General features: G+C 63.9%; 14 protein-coding genes. 9 read left to right on the top strand and 5 right to left on the bottom strand.

The window, feature by feature from the left end:
- The first annotated feature begins 7 nt into the window (after nt 1–7).
- Nucleotides 8–574, top strand: a complete 567-nt coding sequence (locus MHM97_RS13190; protein ID WP_239322816.1) for a gamma-glutamylcyclotransferase family protein — start codon at nt 8–10, stop codon at nt 572–574.
- Complete coding sequence (locus MHM97_RS13185) at nt 571–1,758, top strand: DUF2254 domain-containing protein (protein WP_239322815.1); 1,188 nt, start codon at nt 571–573, stop codon at nt 1,756–1,758. Before MHM97_RS13190 ends, MHM97_RS13185 begins: the two co-directional genes overlap by 4 nt.
- 60 nt (nt 1,759–1,818) lie before the next feature.
- Here MHM97_RS13185 and gltX read toward each other — a convergent pair whose 3' ends face one another.
- Nucleotides 1,819–3,144 carry a glutamate--tRNA ligase gene (gltX, locus tag MHM97_RS13180; protein WP_239322814.1) on the bottom strand — a complete coding sequence of 442 codons (1,326 nt, stop codon included), beginning with the start codon at nt 3,142–3,144 and terminating at the stop codon, nt 1,819–1,821.
- 229 nt (nt 3,145–3,373) lie between these two features.
- Here gltX and MHM97_RS13175 point away from each other — a divergent pair, with 229 nt between their 5' ends.
- On the top strand, nt 3,374–4,312 hold the full coding sequence (locus tag MHM97_RS13175) for an MBL fold metallo-hydrolase (RefSeq protein ID WP_239322813.1): 939 nt from the start codon (nt 3,374–3,376) through the stop codon (nt 4,310–4,312).
- Here the strand turns inward: MHM97_RS13175 and MHM97_RS13170 are convergent.
- Both MHM97_RS13170 and MHM97_RS13165 read right to left on the bottom strand, forming a co-directional pair.
- Nucleotides 4,297–5,610: an NAD(P)/FAD-dependent oxidoreductase gene (locus tag MHM97_RS13170; protein WP_239322812.1), complete on the bottom strand. Its 1,314-nt coding sequence runs from the start codon at nt 5,608–5,610 to the stop codon at nt 4,297–4,299. The genes MHM97_RS13175 and MHM97_RS13170 overlap by 16 nt on opposite strands.
- A 137-nt stretch (nt 5,611–5,747) precedes the next feature.
- Nucleotides 5,748–7,406, bottom strand: coding sequence for an NAD+ synthase (locus tag MHM97_RS13165; protein WP_239322811.1), 1,659 nt, complete (start codon nt 7,404–7,406; stop codon nt 5,748–5,750).
- 168 nt (nt 7,407–7,574) lie between these two features.
- Between MHM97_RS13165 and MHM97_RS13160 the strand changes: the two genes are divergently transcribed.
- Entirely contained in the window at nt 7,575–9,014 is a 1,440-nt protein-coding gene (locus tag MHM97_RS13160) for an MORN repeat-containing protein (RefSeq protein ID WP_239322810.1), read from the top strand.
- A gap of 8 nt (nt 9,015–9,022) precedes the next feature.
- Complete coding sequence (locus MHM97_RS13155) at nt 9,023–10,063, top strand: hypothetical protein (RefSeq protein ID WP_239322809.1); 1,041 nt, start codon at nt 9,023–9,025, stop codon at nt 10,061–10,063.
- Here MHM97_RS13155 and MHM97_RS13150 read toward each other — a convergent pair.
- Entirely contained in the window at nt 10,060–11,583 is a 1,524-nt protein-coding gene (locus MHM97_RS13150) for a cryptochrome/photolyase family protein (RefSeq protein WP_239322808.1), read from the bottom strand. The genes MHM97_RS13155 and MHM97_RS13150 overlap by 4 nt on opposite strands.
- Before the next feature lie 360 nt (nt 11,584–11,943).
- Between MHM97_RS13150 and MHM97_RS13145 the strand changes: the two genes are divergently transcribed.
- Nucleotides 11,944–13,527, top strand: a complete 1,584-nt coding sequence (locus MHM97_RS13145) for a 2-isopropylmalate synthase (protein WP_239322807.1) — start codon at nt 11,944–11,946, stop codon at nt 13,525–13,527.
- 201 nt (nt 13,528–13,728) lie between these two features.
- Nucleotides 13,729–15,150, top strand: coding sequence for a tetratricopeptide repeat-containing sulfotransferase family protein (locus tag MHM97_RS13140; RefSeq protein WP_239322806.1), 1,422 nt, complete (start codon nt 13,729–13,731; stop codon nt 15,148–15,150).
- Between the two features lie 18 nt (nt 15,151–15,168).
- On the opposite strand, the gene MHM97_RS13135 is transcribed toward MHM97_RS13140, so the two are convergent.
- Nucleotides 15,169–15,948 (bottom strand): 23S rRNA (adenine(2030)-N(6))-methyltransferase RlmJ, encoded by a 780-nt coding sequence (locus MHM97_RS13135; RefSeq protein WP_239322805.1) that lies wholly within the window; start codon nt 15,946–15,948, stop codon nt 15,169–15,171.
- 110 nt (nt 15,949–16,058) lie between these two features.
- Here MHM97_RS13135 and MHM97_RS13130 point away from each other — a divergent pair, with 110 nt between their 5' ends.
- Nucleotides 16,059–16,811 carry a hypothetical protein gene (locus MHM97_RS13130; RefSeq protein ID WP_239322804.1) on the top strand — a complete coding sequence of 251 codons (753 nt, stop codon included), beginning with the start codon at nt 16,059–16,061 and terminating at the stop codon, nt 16,809–16,811.
- A 216-nt stretch (nt 16,812–17,027) separates the two neighbouring features.
- Nucleotides 17,028–18,074 (top strand): rod shape-determining protein, encoded by a 1,047-nt coding sequence (locus tag MHM97_RS13125; RefSeq protein ID WP_239322803.1) that lies wholly within the window; start codon nt 17,028–17,030, stop codon nt 18,072–18,074.
- The last annotated feature ends 36 nt before the right edge of the window (nt 18,075–18,110 follow it).

Below are 18,110 nucleotides of genomic sequence, written 5' to 3'. Positions count from 1 at the left end.
AGGCCCCATGACCCCGCATTTCTTCGGCTTCGGCAGCCTCGTGAACACCGCCACCCACATCTACGGCAACACCCGCCCCGCCCGGCTGGAGGGCTGGCGCCGCACCTGGGTGCAGACCCCGGACCGCCCATTGGCCTTTCTCAGCGTCCGCCCGGCGGCGGGTCACGTGATCGAAGGGCTGCTGGCTGCTGTGCCGAATGGCGACTGGGCCGCGCTCGACGAGCGGGAAACCGGCTACGTCCGGGTGGATGTGTCGGCCCAGGTGGCCCACGACATGATGCCCGCACCGCAGATCTCGCTCTATCAGGTGCCGGAGGACACGCAGGACAACACCGCCGGTCAGGCCATTCTGCTCAGCTATCTGGATGTGGTGCTGCGGGGGTATACGCAGGTCTTTGGCGAAGGCGGTGCGCGCGCCTTCATGGCGACGACCGATGGCTGGGACACGCCGATCCTCGATGATCGCGCCACCCCGCGCTATCCGCGCCATCAGGAGATGACCCCCGCAGAGCAGGCGTTTCACGACGGGCTGATTGCAGATGCAGGCGCACGGATCATGGCGGGCAGCGCATGATCTCGCGCAGCCTCCTGCTGCTGCGGCGCATCACGCGCCAGCTGTGGTTCCGGGTGGTTGCGATTTCGCTGTTCTCTCTGCTGGCACTGGCCCTTGCGCCGCTGCTGGCCCCTGTGCTGCCACAAGAATGGGAAGACCGCTTTGGCCGCGATGCGGTGCTGCCGGTGCTGACGATCCTGGCCTCCGGCATGCTGGCGGTAACGACGTTTTCGCTGAACGTCATGGTCAGCGCCTATCGCACGGCTTCCTCCATGGCGACGCCGCGGGTTTACCGGCTGCTGCTGGAAGACACAGTCACCCAGAGCGTGCTGGCGACCTTTACCGGCGGTTTTGTCTATTCCTTAAGCGCGATCATCCTGTTTCGGGCGAAGATCTATCCGCCGGGCGCTGCCTTTGTGGTCTTTGTGATGACGGTGCTGGTGGTGGTGCTGATCGTGATCGCCATTCTGCGCTGGATCGATCACCTGTCGGATCTGGGCAGCATGGATCACACGCTGCGCCTGATCGAGACCCGCACCCGCACCAGTCTTCGGGCCCGCAAGGACACGCCCTGCCTTGGCGGCTGTTGTGGCAAGACCGAGCCGCCGTCAGATGCACGTCCCATTGCCGCCGCCCGAAGCGGCTTTGTGCGCTTTGTCGACATGGCCGCGCTGAACACACGGGCCGAGGAAGCGGGCGCCACGCTCTATCTGACCCGCCTGCCCGGCGAATTTGTCTTGCGCGGTCGCCCCGTCGCGGTGGCTGAAGGGGCGGATGACGCCTTTTGTGACGCCGCAAGCGGCCTCATAGACATCGGCGATGTCCGCAGCTTCGAGCAGGATCCGACCTTTGGCCTGACCCTGCTGGCGGAAACCGCACAGCGCGCCCTGTCGCCGGGGATCAACGACCCCGGCACCGCGATCGAAGTCATGGGCCGCATCGAACGCCTGTTGTGGGAAACCCTGCCCGAAGACACCGAGACCGCCAGGGCGGACGCAAGGTTTCCGCAGATCCACCTGCCGCCGGTCACCGCCGCATCGCTGCTGAAGGCAAGCTTTCCGCCCATCGCCCGCTGCGCCGAGGATGCTGCACCGGAGGTCATGGACTGGATGGAGTCCGCCCTTAAGACGCTGGAGCATCACCCCAATGACGCGATGACCCGGGCCGCCGGAGAGATGCGCCGCGGCTATTTTGGCGCGGCATAGCCCATAAAAAACGGGCAGAGCCTGTGCCCTGCCCGGTCTTATCCGTCGGTGTTTCCCGGTTCAGTCGCGCGCGCGCACGGTCTGCATCAAGGCCAGCAGCGCCGACATGTCGGGACCGCGTTCCATGCCGGTCACGGCCTTGCGCAGCGGCATGAACAGACTTTTGCCCTTGCGGCCGGTCTTTTCCTTCACGGCGGCGGTCCATTTGCCCCAGCTCTCGCTGTCATAGGGGCCTTCGGGCAGCAGGGTCATCGCCTCGGCGATAAATTCCTTGTCCTCGTCGGCGATCAGCGGCTCCGCCCCGTCGCGGCACAGGCTCCACCAGCCCTCAAGATCCTTGAGCGTGGTGATGTTTTCCTTTGCGACCGCCCAGAAGGCCTCCTGCTTGTCCGCTGGCACCCCGATGGCATCCAGCTCTGCCTTGACGGTCTCCACCGGCAGGGTTTGCAGGTAGCGCGCGGTCAGCGGGTAGAGGTCTTCGGCATCGAACTTGGTCGGAGCAGAGCCGAACCGGTTGATGTCAAACCCCTCGATCAGCTCTGCCATATCGGTGCGCAATTCCACCGGATCAGAGGACCCCAGACGCGCCATCAACGACAAAAGCGCCATCGGCTTCACACCCGCTTCGCGCAGATCGCGCAGCGCCAGCGTGCCGAGACGTTTCGAGAGCGCCTCCCCTTGCGGGCCGGTCAGGAGCGAGTGGTGCGCAAACTCGGGATGGCCAAAGCCCAGCGCCGCCATGATCTGGATCTGGGTCGCGGTATTGGTCACATGGTCAGAGCCGCGCACCACATGGGTGACGCCCATATCGGTGTCATCCACCACCGAGGCGATGGTATAAAGCACCTGCCCGTCACCGCGGATCAGCACCGGGTCCGAGACAGACGCCGCATCAATTGAGATGTCGCCAAGAATGCCGTCGGTCCATTCGATGCGCTCGTGGTCGAGCTTGAAGCGCCACACACCATTGCCACGCTCGGCGCGCAGGGCGTCTTTTTCCGCATCCGACAGCGCCAGTGCGGCGCGGTCATAGACCGGCGGCTTGCCCATGTTGAGCTGTTTCTTGCGCTTGAGGTCGAGTTCGGTCGGGGTCTCGAAGGCCTCGTAGAACCGGTTGATCTCGCGCAGCTTGTCGGCGGCCTCGGCATAACGGTCGAGCCGCTCGGACTGGCGTTCGACCTTGTCCCAGGTGAGGCCGAGCCATTCGAGATCCTGCTTGATCGCGTCGACATATTCCTCGCGCGAGCGCTCGGGATCGGTGTCGTCGATGCGCAGGATGAAGGTGCCGCCAGCCTTGCGGGCGATCAGATAGTTCATCAAGGCGGTGCGCAGGTTGCCCACGTGGATATAGCCGGTGGGCGACGGCGCAAAACGGGTGGTGGTCATCGCATATCTCCTGTTGGGGTTGCTCTGTCACAGGCGCGCGGAATTGTCCAGTTTTCGCGTCTCTCTCGCCGCCAAGAGCGCCCCTGTCGGGGCGCGGCCTCCGGCGGGGATATTTGGGAGAAGTTGAAGGCGGTGTGGTGCTCCCACGCATTCGTGATCGGGCTTCGGGGGACTTTGCGGGCTGGCGCGCTAGGCTTGGATCATATCAATCAACAAGGAGACCAAGAGGATGACAGTAAAGCTATCCCGCCGTGCCGCGCTGGCCGGTGCCGCCGCCGCCCCGATTGCCGCCAGTGTTGCTGCGCCCGTGAAGGCCGCTGGCGAGGGGGGTGCCATGAAACCCTTGCATGCCCGAGCCTTCAAGGTTGGCGATTATACCGTGCACAGCCTGCTGGCGGGCAGCACCGGGCGCGATGGGGTGAAAGATATCTTTGGCGGCGGGGCCTCGGATGAGGCGTTTGCAGAGGTCGCTCAGGAGAATTTCATCTCCGACACCAGCGCGCAGTTCTATTTTACCCCGACGCTGGTTGATACGGGGTCAGAGAAAATCCTGTTTGATACCGGCCTCAACGCGGGCGGCATCACCTCGGCGCTGGCGGATGCGGGTGTGACCCCCGACGAGATCGATGTGGTGGTGCTGACTCATATGCATGGCGACCACATCGGCGGCATGACCGACGACAGCGGCGCGGCCACCTTTGCCAATGCGCGCTATGTGACGGCGGCGGCGGAATACGACCACTGGACCGGGCTGCCTGAGGGCAATGGCGGCGCGGATCGGGTGCGGGCCAAGGTAACTCCGCAGGCCGAGAAGATGAGTTTTATCGAGGATGGCGGCGCCGTGGCCTCGGGCGTGACCGGCATGGCGGCCTTTGGGCATACGCCGGGGCATATGGTCTACATGATCGAGAGCGGCGGGCAGAAGCTGCTGCTGACGGCGGATCTGGCCAATCACTATGTGTTCCCCTTTGCCCATCCCGAATGGCAGACCAGCTTTGACACCGACAAGGATGCGGCCTCGGCAACGCGGCGGCGGGTGCTCTCAATGCTGGCGGACAGCCGCACGCCGATGATCGGCTACCATATGCCGTTCCCGGCTGCGGGCTATGTGGAGACGCGGGGCGACGGGTTCAGGTTTGTCCCGGTCAGCTATCAGATGATGGGGTAAGACCCGAAGCGGCTCAGGCGGAAGGGGCGCGGGTCCACAATGGGCGCGTCCCCCGTCACCAGATCCGCAGTGAGCCGCCCGGCACCGGGACCAAGGCCGAAGCCGTGCCCGCTGTAGCCCGTGGAGACAAACAGGCCGGGGCGGGCCTGCACTTCGGAGATCACCGGAATCTCATCCGGGGTCACATCAATCAGGCCGCCCCAGCTTTGGGTGACATCGGCCTTTTCCAGCGCCGGGAAGGCATCGCGTACCGCCGCAAGCCCACGGCGCAGGGCCTTTTGCGAGGGCTGCGGATCAAGCACGCGGGTTTCCTCAAACGGGGTGCGATCCTGGCCGGTCCAGGGGCGGGCCTCGCGGGTCTCGATGCCCCAGCGGTTGGACAGGCGGAATCGCAGGGCGGTGACATCCTGCAGAAAGGCCGGAATGAAGCGGTGCCCGATGCGGAAGGTGTCGGGCACGATGTCAAAGGTGTTTTCGCCACCCGACGCAACGGTGTAGCCGCCATCTGCGCGTTTGCGCAGACCAAAGCCCGCCGCCCAAAGCGCGGTTTCCGGCACGCCCTCGACCGGCGACAGCCGCATCACGGAATTGAGCACCTTGAGTTGCGGCAGGAAGATGCCCTCGTTGCGCAGGAACAGGCGCGACCAGGCCCCGCCCGCAACCACCACGGCCGTTGCGGTGACGCGGCCCTTCTCGGTCAGCACGCCACGGATGCGCCCGGCTTCCACGTCCAGCCGGCGCACGGCACAGCCGGTGACCACCACGGCCCCTTTGTCGCGCGCAGCAGAGGCAATCGCATGCGTGGCCATCTGCGGTTCGGCGCAGCCGTCCTGCGGCGTGTGAAAGCCCGCACGCAACCGATGGCCATAGCCCGGTGTCAGCGCCTCCAGCGCCGCGCCGCGCAGCATGTGGCCTTCGCCGCCGATCGCCTTGAGATGTTCCGCCCAGGCCAGCAACTCCGCCTCGCGCTTGCGGCTGCCTGCGGTGAACATGATGCCGCATTTGGTATAGCCCGTCGCGTAGCCGGTGCGTGCGTCCAGCCCTTCCCAGATGCGCTGGGAATGGGTCATCAGCGCCATTTCGCGGGGGTCGCGCTGCGACATGCGCACCCAGCCCCAATTGCGCGAGCTTTGTTCGCCCGCGATCTGGCCCTTTTCGCACAACAGCACCGAATGGCCCCGTTCGGCCAGTTCCAGCGCCGTGGACGCACCCACGATGCCACCGCCGATCACGACGACATCAACCGCGTTTGGCAGCGCGCGGTCCGAATTGAAATGAGGCAGCTGAGGTCCGGGCATGGGGCAGTTCTAGTCCGTGGGCAAAGAGCGGGTCCAGCCGCGCATGAGGCACGTGGGACCAGTTCCTGCGGCCTGTGTTCTTCCGGCCTCAATCAGGGCCGGAACCCTCCTGTTCCAGAACGATGCCGCCGCGTTTTTCAGTTCGGGTCACGCCAGCGATTGACAATCGGATAGCGCCGATCAAGCCAGAAGGCGCGTTTGGTCAGGCGGGCACCGGGTGCGGACTGAAAGCGTTTGTATTCGCTGATATAAAGCAGGTGCTCGACCCGTTTTGCCACGTCGCGATCAAAGCCCGCGGCGACGCAATCCGCGATCGATCCGTCCTGATCCACAAGGATATCGAGAATCGCATCGAGCTCGGGATAGTCCGGCAGGGAATCGCTGTCCTTCTGGTCTTCGCGCAACTCGGCTGAGGGGGGCTTGTCGATGACGTTGGGGCGGATCACCTCGCCCTCCGGCCCCATCATCCAGTCGCGGTGATTGGCGTTGCGCCAGCGGCAGGTTTCAAACACCCGTGTCTTGTAGAGATCCTTGATCGGGTTATAGCCGCCGTTCATATCGCCGTAGATGGTGGCATAGCCCACCGCGACCTCGGATTTATTGCCGGTGGTCAGCAGCATCTCGCCAAATTTGTTGGACATCGCCATCAACAACAGACCGCGCAGGCGGGACTGGATGTTTTCCTCGGTGAGATCCGCGTCACGCCCCGCAAAGAGCGGTGCCAGCGTGTTGGTGATTGCTTCGCGCCCTTCGGAAATCGGCACATAGTCATAGTGCACGCCCAGCGCCTTGGCGACGGCCTCTGCATCCTCCAGCGAGTCCCTGGAGGTATATTCCGAGGGCAGCATGACACAGCGCACGTTCTCCGCGCCCAGCGCATCGACCGCGATGGCGGCCACGATGGCGGAATCCACACCACCCGAGAGGCCCAGCAGCGCTTTCTTGAACCCGGTCTTGCCCATGTAGTCGCGCAAGGACAGCACCATGGTGCGATAGTCCTGCTCCCACGCATCGGGCAGATGCGCCTTCTCGCCCTCCTTGATGCGCCAGCCATCGGCGGTGCGCTCCAGATCGAGCTGCGCGATGCATTCGTCAAAGACCGGCAACTGAACCGCCAATGCGCCATGCGGGTTGAGCGCAAATGTCCCACCGTCAAAGACCTGATCGTCCTGACCGCCCACCATGTTGAGGTAGATCACCGGCAGGCCGGTTTCGACCGCGCGGGCCACCATGTGGTTGTAGCGGGTCTCCATCTTGCCGCGATAATAGGGCGAACCATTGGGGATCAGCAGGAACTCGGCACCGGTTTCTTCCAGCGTTTCGGCGACATCCTCATGCCAGCCGTCCTCGCAGATCGGGCTGCCGACACGGGTATTGCCAACGGAGTATGGCCCGCCCAACGGCCCCGCATCAAAAATCCGCACCTCGTCAAACACCGTTTCATTCGGCAGGTGGTGTTTCAGGCATTTCGACGCGATCTTGCCGCCCTTGAGGATCAGATAAGCGTTATAGAGCTTGCCCCCTTCGACCCAGGGGCTGCCGATCGCCAGCGCCGGACCCTCTGCCGTGGCCGCGGCCAGTGTCTCGACCTCGGCGATCGCGGCCTGATGAAAGGCCGGTTTCATCACCAGATCCTGCGTATTGTAGCCGGTGATGAACATCTCCGGCAGCGCCACCAGGTCAGCCCCGGCGTCGCGTCCCGTCTGCCAGGCGTCCAGCGCCTTGGCGGCATTGCCAGCCAGCCCCCCCACCGTCGGGTTCAATTGCGCAAGCGTGATGCGAAACCTGTCAGCCATCGTCCGGGTCCTTGAATGCATATCCTCCCCCGCCATGTATCAGATCCCCGCCGAAGGAAAAGACCAATGGGGCAAAACCGTTGCGACATCATCCCCGCTGGCATAAGTTCCGGGCAAGCACCCCATGACAGGCAGCTCTCGCAATTCACTGAGGCAACTGAGGTTTCCATGACCCGCATCGGCTCCACTATCGTATTGACCTCCCTGCTTGCGCTGGCGACGGCGGGCGCGCCCCTCCCCGGCTTCGCGCAGGAGGATCAGGTTCTGACCACCCAGGACGAGATCGGCGGCGTCTATGAAGGCGAGTTCAAGGGCGGGCTGCAACATGGTCAGGGCACCTACACGCTGCCGAACGGGTACGAATACAGCGGCCAATGGGTCGAAGGCGAGATCCGCGGCCAGGGGGTTGCGCGCTTTCCCAACGGGTCCGTCTACGAGGGCGAATTCGCCAAGGGAAAACCCGAAGGCATCGGCAAGATCACCTTTGCCGACGGCGGCACCTACGAGGGTGAATGGCAAGATGGGGTCATCAATGGCCATGGCGTCGCGGTCTATGCCAATGGCGTGCGCTACGAGGGCGATTTCGTCAATGCGCAGCACCACGGCCGCGGCACCATGCAGAACCCCGGTGGCTATACCTACGAGGGCGATTGGGTCGAAGGCCGCAAAGAAGGTCTGGGCAAGATCACCTACCCCAACGGCGCCACCTACCAGGGCGGTGTCAAGGACGGCAAACTCGACGGTCTCGGCACGCTGGTGATGCCCGACGGTCTCAAATACGACGGCGAATGGGCCGACGACCAGATGAACGGCGACGGCACGCTGACGCAGCCCAACGGTGACGTCTACGAAGGCCCGCTGGTGAACGGGCGCCGGGTGGGCAAGGGCAAGCTGACCTATGCCAACGGCGATGTCTACGAAGGCATGTTCGAAGACGACCTGCGCCAGGGCGAAGGCACCTTCACCGGCACCGATGGCTATGTCTACACCGGCCTGTGGCAGGCCGGCCAGATCGAGGGCACCGGCAAGGTCACCTACCCGGATGGATCGGTCTACGAGGGCGAATTCCGCGATGACCTGGCCCATGGCACCGGCAAAATCACCTATCCCGACGGCTCCACCTACGAGGGCGAATGGGTGGCCGGCGTGATCGAGGGCGACGGGATGGCCACCTACCCCAATGGCGTCACCTACGAGGGCAGCTTCAAGAACGCCAAGAACGATGGCCAGGGCACCATGACCTACCCCGACGGCTACCGCTATGAGGGCGGCTGGAAGGACGGTCTGCGCCATGGGGAGGCCACGGTCACCTATGCGGATGGGTCGATCTACGAAGGGCAATTCGAGAACGGTCAGCGCCATGGCACCGGCAAGATCACCATGGTCGATGGCTTCAGCTATGAAGGCGACTGGGTCGACGGCAAGATCAGCGGTGAGGGCACGGCCACCTATGCCAATGGCGATGTCTACGAGGGCAGCTTCGTGAACTCCAAACGGCAGGGACCGGGCACCATGCGCTACGCCTCCGGGCAGGAGGCTTCGGGCACATGGGACAATGGCGCGTTGACAACCCCGGCTGAGGACGCGGCCGAGGACGACGGCAACTAAACCGCCAGATGGCCACGCTCCTTTATCTCGTCCACGGGCGCGCGCCGCGCCAGCAACAGCAGCTCTCCTACAGCATCCTTTCCGCCCTGAAACAGGGGCTGGAGGGGGTGGAGATCCTGCTGATGTGCGATGAGGCCAACCGCCGCCCGGATCTGCCCGTGCGCCACCAGATCCTGTCAGTCGATCAAATTGCACAGTGGACCGACGCCGGGCGCGCACCTGCCCGCGCACAGCTTCACGCACTCCAACTGGCCCTTTCAGAACGCACCACCCCGGTCTGCTGGGTGGCGACCGACACGGCCTTTACGGCACCGCCCCGGCAGATGACCGAGCGCATCGCGGCGCAGGTGCCGCTGTTCTATGATCGCGACGGCTGGCTGGCGGGACGCCCGGAGTGGGCGCCCATCATTGACGCCTGCAAAGGCACCGCGCTCGAAGACCAGATCCAGACCGGTACAGAGGTGCTCGACACAGGCATTCTGGGCCTGACAGAGGCCGAAAGCGATATCATAAATCAATCATTGAAGCCGCATGAAGCACTGAACACCAATCCAAAAGTATCAAATATAGAACAAATCCGCCTTGGCGCACTCCTTACGCAAACTGCGCGTGAAGTGCGCTTTGGCAACGATACGGTCAGCCGGTATTCGACCTATATGCGCCATGTGTATCACGGGCGTTTTGACGCGATGTTCCCGCCCGGCGCCCCCGTGAACACCGCGCTTGCGGAGCGCCTTCCCGTGATAAAAGAGCCGCCCAAGCCGTTGCATTTGCGCCTGAAAGCCAAGGCCTACGCGCTGCGCCACGGGCTTGGGCGCGGTACCGAGTTTGGCTATCTCGCCTATCTCTGCGCCTTTGCCGCTCCAACGCCCGAGGGACGCAACGTCTGGGCCAACATCGCGCTTGATATGATCGAACGCTCGCCGCGCGCGCCCGATAAGCTCGCCAAGGATCTGCCCGGACTGGCACCGGATGCCCTGACGCTGGCCGAGCTGTCGCCCGAGACAGAAGACAGATGGCGCACGTTCTGGATGAACATAACCCGCTAAACCTTTTCGCCCGCCTCCAGTTTGGCAAGGAAGGCGTCGGCCTCCTGCAAGATCACATCCCGCTTGTCAGCGTCCATCCGATCCCATGTGCGGTACATATTGCCCATGCGCGGATTGCCCTCGAACCGATCCCGGTGACGGTTCAGAAAATGCCAGTAAAGCAAGTTGAACGGGCAGGCCCCCTCGCCGGTTTTCTGCTTCACCTTATAGGCGCAACTGGCGCAATAGTTGGACATTCTGTCGATATAGGCGCCGCTGGACACATAGGGTTTGGAGGCAATGATGCCACCGTCGGCAAATTGGCTCATACCGACCGTATTGGGGGCCTCCACCCATTCAAACGCATCCGCATAGACCGCCAGATACCAGTCGTGCACCTCGGCGGGATCGACCCCGGCCAGCAATGCAAAATTGCCGGTCACCATCAGCCGCTGGATATGGTGGGCATAGGCCTCTTCCTGGGTTTGCCGCACCACTTGCGACAGGCACTGCATCCCGGTTTCCGCCCCCCAATAGAGCGGCGGCAAGGCGCGCGTCTGACCCAGCGCGTTGCGGCTGGGGTAATCCTCGCCCTCGATGAAATAGATGCCGCGGACAAATTCGCGCCAGCCCAGGATCTGGCGAATGAACCCCTCCACCGCGTTGAGCGGCGCGCGCCCCGCCTGCCATTCTGCCTCTGCGGCCTCGCAGACCTCCAGCGGTGAAAGAAGACCGATGTTCAGATAGGGCGAGAGGATCGAATGATAGAGCCAGCGCTCATCCGTCATCATCGCGTCCTGAAAATCACCAAACTGCGGCAGGGCATGGGTGATGAAATGCGCCAGTGCCTCCAGCGCCTGATCGCGGGTGGTGGCAAACCAGAACGGGCGCAATTCGCCAAAATGGGTGCCAAACCGAGCCTCGACCAGATCCAGCACCTCATTGACGTCACCATCAGGCTCAAACCGGGGCGGGCCAGCATGGTCGATCTCCTTTGGTGGCGCTTTGCGGTTCTCGGAATCATAGTTCCACTTGCCGCCTGCCGGGGCGTCCCCCTCCATCAACAGGCCGGTTTTCTTGCGCATCAGCCGATAGAAATACTCCATCCGAAGCTGTTTTTTCCCCGCTGCCCAGTCGGCAAAATCCGCGCGCGTCGCCAGGAAACGGTCATCCGCGTGGAAATGGACCTTGAGAGGGGCGTATTTCAGCGCGCGGATCAGCCGCCATTCGCCGGGCGTGGTCGCCAACACCTCAGAGGCGTCAAATTCCTCGGCCCGTCGCAACAACTCCCCCACGATGCTGTCAGCGCCCTCCTCATCCAGACGGCGATAGGCCACCTGCCAGCCCTGCGCACGCAAATGGGCCGCAAACTTGCGCATCGCAGCCAGAACCAGAGCGATCTTCTTGGGATGATGCGGCACATAGGTGCCCTCATCCATCACTTCGGCCATGACCACCACATCGCGTGCGGGATCAGCCGCCGTCAGCGCTGATAATCCTTCGGACAGCTGGTCGCCCAATACCAATACAAGCCGTGTCATGCCCGGCCTAACTGGCGCGCTGCGTGGAAAATTCCACCCTTTACTTTCAACTTCTTACAAATATCCACTTCCCAGGGTGGCGCCAAAATCTTCACCGTGCTGCGGCGCAGAGACATTTGCCCCTTTCCATTCGCCGCATGGCCTGTATAACTCGGCCCATGACCACGTGTGCCGATATCCAGATTGCCGACGCTGCGACCCGCGGCGCGCTTTCGCGTGGCCTACTGCTCCTAATCCGCCTCTGAGCGTGCCATCCGGCGCGCCCGCTCAGAGGATGTGCATGCGCGCCATGGATTGGACCCTTCCCCCCGAACAGGACGCCACAGCGCCGCGGGGACCCGAGCAAGAAAGACATCTGACATGACCAGCATTACCGACACCGTGAACCCGCAGGATCGCGTTCTGATTTTCGACACCACTCTGCGTGATGGCGAGCAGAGCCCCGGCGCCACCATGACCCATGATGAGAAGCTCGAAATTGCCGAGCTTCTGGATGACATGGGCGTCGATATTATCGAAGCCGGCTTTCCGATCGCCTCTGAGGGCGATTTCAAGGCCGTGAGCGAGATCGCAGAACGCTCCAAGAATTCCGTGATCTGTGGTCTGGCGCGCGCCAACCTCAAGGATATCGACCGCTGCGCCGAGGCCGTGCGCAAGGCCGCCAAGCCGCGCATCCATACGTTTATTGGCACCTCGCCGCTGCACCGCGCGATTCCGAACCTCACCATGGACGAGATGGCCGAGCGCATCCACGAGACCGTGACCCATGCCCGCAACCTCGTGGACAATGTGCAATGGTCGCCGATGGACGCGACCCGCACCGAATGGGATTACCTCTGCCGGGTGATCGAGATCGCCATCAAGGCGGGTGCGACCACCATCAACATCCCCGACACGGTTGGCTACACCGCCCCGCGCGAGAGCGCCGACCTGATCCGCCGCCTGATCGAAACCGTCCCCGGCGCGGATGAGATTGTCTTTGCCACCCACTGCCACAACGACCTTGGCATGGCGACTGCGAACTCGCTGGCGGCTGTCGAGGCGGGCGCGCGCCAGATCGAGTGCACCATCAACGGTCTTGGCGAACGCGCCGGCAATACCGCGCTCGAAGAGGTGGTGATGGCGATGAAGGTGCGCAATGACATCATGCCATTTGCCACCGGCATCGACACCCGCAAGATCATGCATATCTCGCGCCGTGTCGCCACCGTTTCGGGCTTCAACGTGCAGTTCAACAAGGCCATTGTCGGCAAGAACGCCTTTGCCCATGAGAGCGGCATCCACCAGGATGGCATGCTCAAGAACAAGGAAACCTTTGAGATCATGCGCCCCGAGGACGTTGGCCTTGCGGGAACCTCGCTTCCGCTTGGCAAACATTCGGGCCGCGCGGCGCTGCGCGACAAGCTCACCAACCTCGGCTATGAGGTCGGCGACAACCAGCTCAAGGACTTGTTCGTCCGCTTCAAGGAGCTGGCCGACCGCAAGAAAGAGGTCTTTGACGACGACATTATCGCGCTCATGCGCACCAGCGGCGATGAGGACGATCATCTTAAACTGGTCTCGATGAAGGTGGTTTGCGGCACCGGTGGTCCAGCGGAATCCACCGTCGAGATGGAAGTCGACGGCACCGATGTCACCGAAACCGCCGAGGGCGACGGTCCGGTGGATGCGACCTTCAAGGCGATCCGCAAGATCCATCCGAATTCCGCGCATCTGCAACTCTATCAGGTGCATGCGGTGACCGAGGGGACCGATGCGCAGGCGACGGTGTCCGTGCGCCTCGAAGAGGACGGCGTCATCGCCACCGGCGACAGCGCCAATACCGATACGGTGGTGGCCTCCGCCATGGCCTATATCGATGCGCTCAACCGCCTGATCGTGCGCCGCGACAAGATGGGCGAAGGCGCTGACGCGCGCGAGATTTCCTACAAGGACATCGGCTGAAGCTATTCACACCCGGGATTACGATGAAGGGGCACCAAAGGGTGCCCCTTTTTTTCCGTGGAAGACGCGGAGGCTATGGGAGACCCGGAGCGGGACAGCGCTTGGTTTTCCGGTGGTTTCGCGGTGGTGGAACTTGGCATTCATGGTTTCTCAAGCTCGAGCGGCCAGTCTTGGTGGCAACACCAAACGAGAGGCTCGCCCATGTCCGCGCTTCAGCCTTGCCATACCCCCGCAGTGGGCCGGTTCGACATCGCCCGGCACCACGCGCTGATCGACGCCGGGCGCTATGTGACAGCCCTGCGCGCGATCCAGCCGCTGCTGGCCGCCGATCCGGCGAACCCGGCGCTGCTGGAGGCGGCGTCGGATTGTTACTGGCATCTGGAACGCAGGGACCGCTCGGTGCATATCCTGCGCACCCTCCACCAGCACTGGCCGGCCCGGCAATCCGCCGCGCTGCGCTTTGCCGCCCGCCTCGCCACGTTGGGCGCCCAAGACGAGGCGCGCGCCGTGTTTGAGGACATCCTGGCCCGCGACCGCGGGTGCAGCGCCGCCGTTCTGGGGCTCTGCGGGCTCCGCCGTCCGGCGCCGGACAGCCCCGAGGCGCAGCTGTTGCGCGACATGAGCACCGATGACAGTCGCCCGGCTGCAGAGCGAGCCGCCTTGCACAACGCCCTGGCCAAAGTGCTGCGCCCCCACGACGCGGAGGCCGCCTTTGTGCATTTCGCCACCAGCAACAGCCTGCTGGCAGGCGGGCATGACCCGGACAAGATCGACCGCCGGGTGACCTCGCAGCGCCGCTGCTATACGGCCCCCGCACCGCAGCCGCCCCATGCTGCGCCAAAGCTGGCGTTTGTGGTTGGCCCGGCGCGATCCGGCACCACATTGCTGGAAACCATGCTGTTGCAACACCCTGAGATTGCCAGCATCGGCGAAAGCCCCGCCTTGCAGACCGCCTTTTATGCCTGCCGCGCGGCCTCGAACGATCCGGCGGCCATCCCGCATGTGCACGACTGGACCGCTGGCGCGTCGGAGGCCCTGATCGACCAGGGGCGCACGACCTTTATGGCGCAGGCGCGGTTGCAGACCCCGCCGCCAGAGCCGGTTGTGCTCGACAAGATGCCGACCGATAGCTTCTATCTCGGATTTGCGCGGATGATCCTGCCCGGGAGCCGCGCGATCTTCATGCTGCGCCACCCGCTGGATGTCGGGCTTTCGATGTTCACCACCCATTTCGCCGAACGCCATCCCTACACCCGACAGCTGACATGGATCGGCCACATGCTGCGCCGCACTTACGACAGCCTGGAGGACTACATCCCGAAACTGGGGCCGGATCTGCGCCTGCAATCCTATCGGGCGCTGGTGACGCAGCCGGAGGCGCAATTGCGCGACATTCTCGACTTTCTGGGCCTGCCCTGGGACCCGCGCTGCCTGATGCCCGAGGCGAGCGACACGGCGATCCTGACCGCGTCCAGCCTTCAGGTGCGACAGGGGCTCAATACCGACGGCCTTGGCAAATGGCGGCAATACGAGGCGGAGCTTGCGCCGCTGATTGCCGCCCTCGGCGGCTGGGACTGGATCGCGCAGTGGCAGGCCCGCGACGACGCCCTCCAATCGGCCTGAGAAGCCCGCCGCGGTGGGTCAGAGCGCCGCGAACAGCGGATCGAACCGCGCCGCCTCTGCCGCAAGCCCGAAGGGCGCGTTGACCACGAACAGCCCCGACCCGATCATGCGATGACCCTTGCGCGCAGGTGGGAAACGCACCTCATGCGTCAGGGTGCCGGACAGGCCCTGCCCCTCCAGTGCCCGCAGCATGGCACCATGAGATCCGTCTGTCAGGACCGGATACCACAGCGCGATGACCCCCACGTTCCATTTGCGGTGCAGCTTGCCGATGATGCCGGGAAGGCGGGCATAGTCCGATTTGATTTCGTAGCTGGGGTCGATCAGCAGCAGCCCGCGACGCGGGTCCGGTGGCGCCAGCGACTGCGCCATCTCGAACCCGTCCTGCGCATGAACCCGGGCGCCGGTGCTCTGCATCGCCGCGCGCAGCGCCTCGGCCTCCTGCGGGTGCAGCTCTGCCAGATGCAGGCGGTCCTGCACGCGCAACAGCTCTGCCGCGATCCTGGGCGAGCCCGGATAGGCCTGCGGCCCATGCGCACCGGCAACCCGGTCCAGGACCCGTGCGTAGGGGTGATCCGCGTCGAACCAGCCCCGCACCGCCGCGATCCCCTTGGCGGCTTCGCCTGTTTTCACCGCTTCGGCAGAGCCGAGATCATAAAGCGCCCGCCCCGCGTGGGTCTCAAGATAGCTGAGCGGTTTGTCCTTGCGGGTCATATAGTCCAGCATCCACGCCAGCAGGGCATGTTTGTGAACGTCCGCCAGGTTCCCGGCGTGATAGATATGTTGATACGACAGCATGCAGATCCCATAGCCGCAAACCCGCCGCTGCGAAAGGGCGCAGCCTAAACGAAATCTCAACCTCGATGGCGCAGTCTGATCCCTGAAATCGCCCGCAGAAGCAGGTCCAGATGCCCCTCAGAACGAGTTCCCTTGCCAGTGCGCTCACCGCGCTGATGCTGATATTGCCGCTCTGGAGCGGTCCGGCCCCTGCAAATTCCGCCGGTTTCTCGCTGGTGGGCGATGGCGGTTTCTTCATGCGGACATCCGCCCCCGCCTCTGGCGCGGTCCTCCTCAACGATGATGAAACCGGCCGCGGCGCGGTCTCTATGAACCCCGGCGCGGCGAGCCTGTTTCGCGGTCGCATGAGTGGCAGCCTGTTTGCCAGCCCGCCACCAAAGGCGGGTGTGGACGTCGCCGAAATCATGAATGTGATCGCCAGCGCCGAAGCGGGCCAGGCCGACTATGATGCGGTGCAGCACGGCGCCCGGGTCAAGCCCCCGGCTGCGCCCACCGACATGACCCTGCTTGAGATCTACGCCTGGATCGATGCCACCCCGGGCCAGCCGCATGCTATCGGGCGCTATCAGTTCATTCCGGCCACCCTGCGCCGTCTCGCCAAACACCAGGGCGTGCCGCTGGGGCGCCGCTTCAGCCCCGAATTGCAGGACCAGCTTGCCCATCAGCTGATCGAAGAGGCCGGCCTGTCGGATTTCAAGGCGGGCGAGATCACCCAGACCGCCTTTATGAACAACCTGGCCAAGATCTGGGCCGGGCTGCCGACCTCCAGCGGGAAATCCTATTATCACGGCTACGCCGGCAACCGCGCCACCAAGACCTGGGCGACCTACAAGGCGCAGATGGATGCGATCTTTGCCGGTTGAGGGCACCGCTCGGGCGCCGGCGCGGTGCGCAGGCGCACCGAAATCGCGAATCCCGGCCGCACAGATCGAAATCCACCCGTTTCACAAGCGAAAAGACGCTAGGTGATCGGATTCCTCCCTTTTACGGCAGGCCCGCCCTGCTTATAAGATCAAGGTCTGCGGCCCGACGAGAGAGTCGCGGTCAGATAAATGCAGTACTCACAGGATCCCTCTTACATGGCGCTCTTCGGAAATCTCGGCGGTCTGTTCACCTCGGACATGGCCATTGACCTCGGCACCGCGAACACGCTGGTTTACGTCAAGGGTCGAGGCGTCATCCTGTCGGAGCCCTCGGTGGTCGCCTATCACGTCAAGGATGGCGTCAAGAAGGTTCTCGCCGTTGGCGAGGACGCAAAACTGATGCTGGGCCGGACGCCCGGATCGATCGAGGCGATCCGCCCGATGCGCGAAGGCGTGATCGCGGATTTCGACACCGCCGAAGAAATGATCAAGCATTTCATCCGCAAGGTGCACAAGCGCTCCACCTTCTCCAAGCCGAAGGTCATCGTCTGCGTCCCGCATGGCGCGACCCCTGTGGAAAAACGGGCGATCCGTTCGTCGGTGCTGGCTGCCGGCGCGCGCCGTGCCGGGCTGATTGCAGAGCCGATCGCGGCCGCCATCGGGGCGGGCATGCCGATCACCGACCCGACCGGCAACATGGTCGTCGACATCGGCGGCGGCACCACCGAAGTGGCGGTTCTGTCGCTGGGCGACATCGTCTATGCGCGCTCCGTGCGTGTCGGTGGCGACCGGATGGACGAGGCGATCATTTCCTACCTGCGCCGCCAGCAGAACCTGTTGATCGGTGAGGCCACGGCCGAGCGCATCAAGACCTCCATCGGCACCGCCCGCATGCCCGACGATGGCCGCGGCCAGTCGATGCAGATCCGTGGCCGGGACCTGCTGAACGGGGTGCCGAAGGAAATCGAGATTTCGCAGGCCCAGGTCGCCGAAGCGCTGGCCGAACCGGTGCAGCAGATCTGCGAGGCGGTGATGACCGCGCTGGAAACCACGCCTCCGGATCTGGCCGCCGACATCGTTGATCGTGGCGTGATGCTCACAGGTGGCGGTGCGCTGCTGGGCGACCTCGATCTGGCCCTGCGCGAACAGACCGGCCTTGCGGTGTCGATCGCCGACGAAAGCCTGAACTGCGTGGCCCTGGGCACCGGCAAGGCGCTGGAATACGAAAAGCAGCTGCGCCACGCCATCGACTACGAAAGCTGACGCCTGCGCCCTGATCGGGCATGTCTCTGGTATTGA

The sequence above is a fragment of the Epibacterium sp. Ofav1-8 genome (assembly GCF_022348185.1).
Taxonomy (GTDB): domain Bacteria; phylum Pseudomonadota; class Alphaproteobacteria; order Rhodobacterales; family Rhodobacteraceae; genus Epibacterium.
This window is presented reverse-complemented; position numbering and strand designations above follow the sequence as displayed.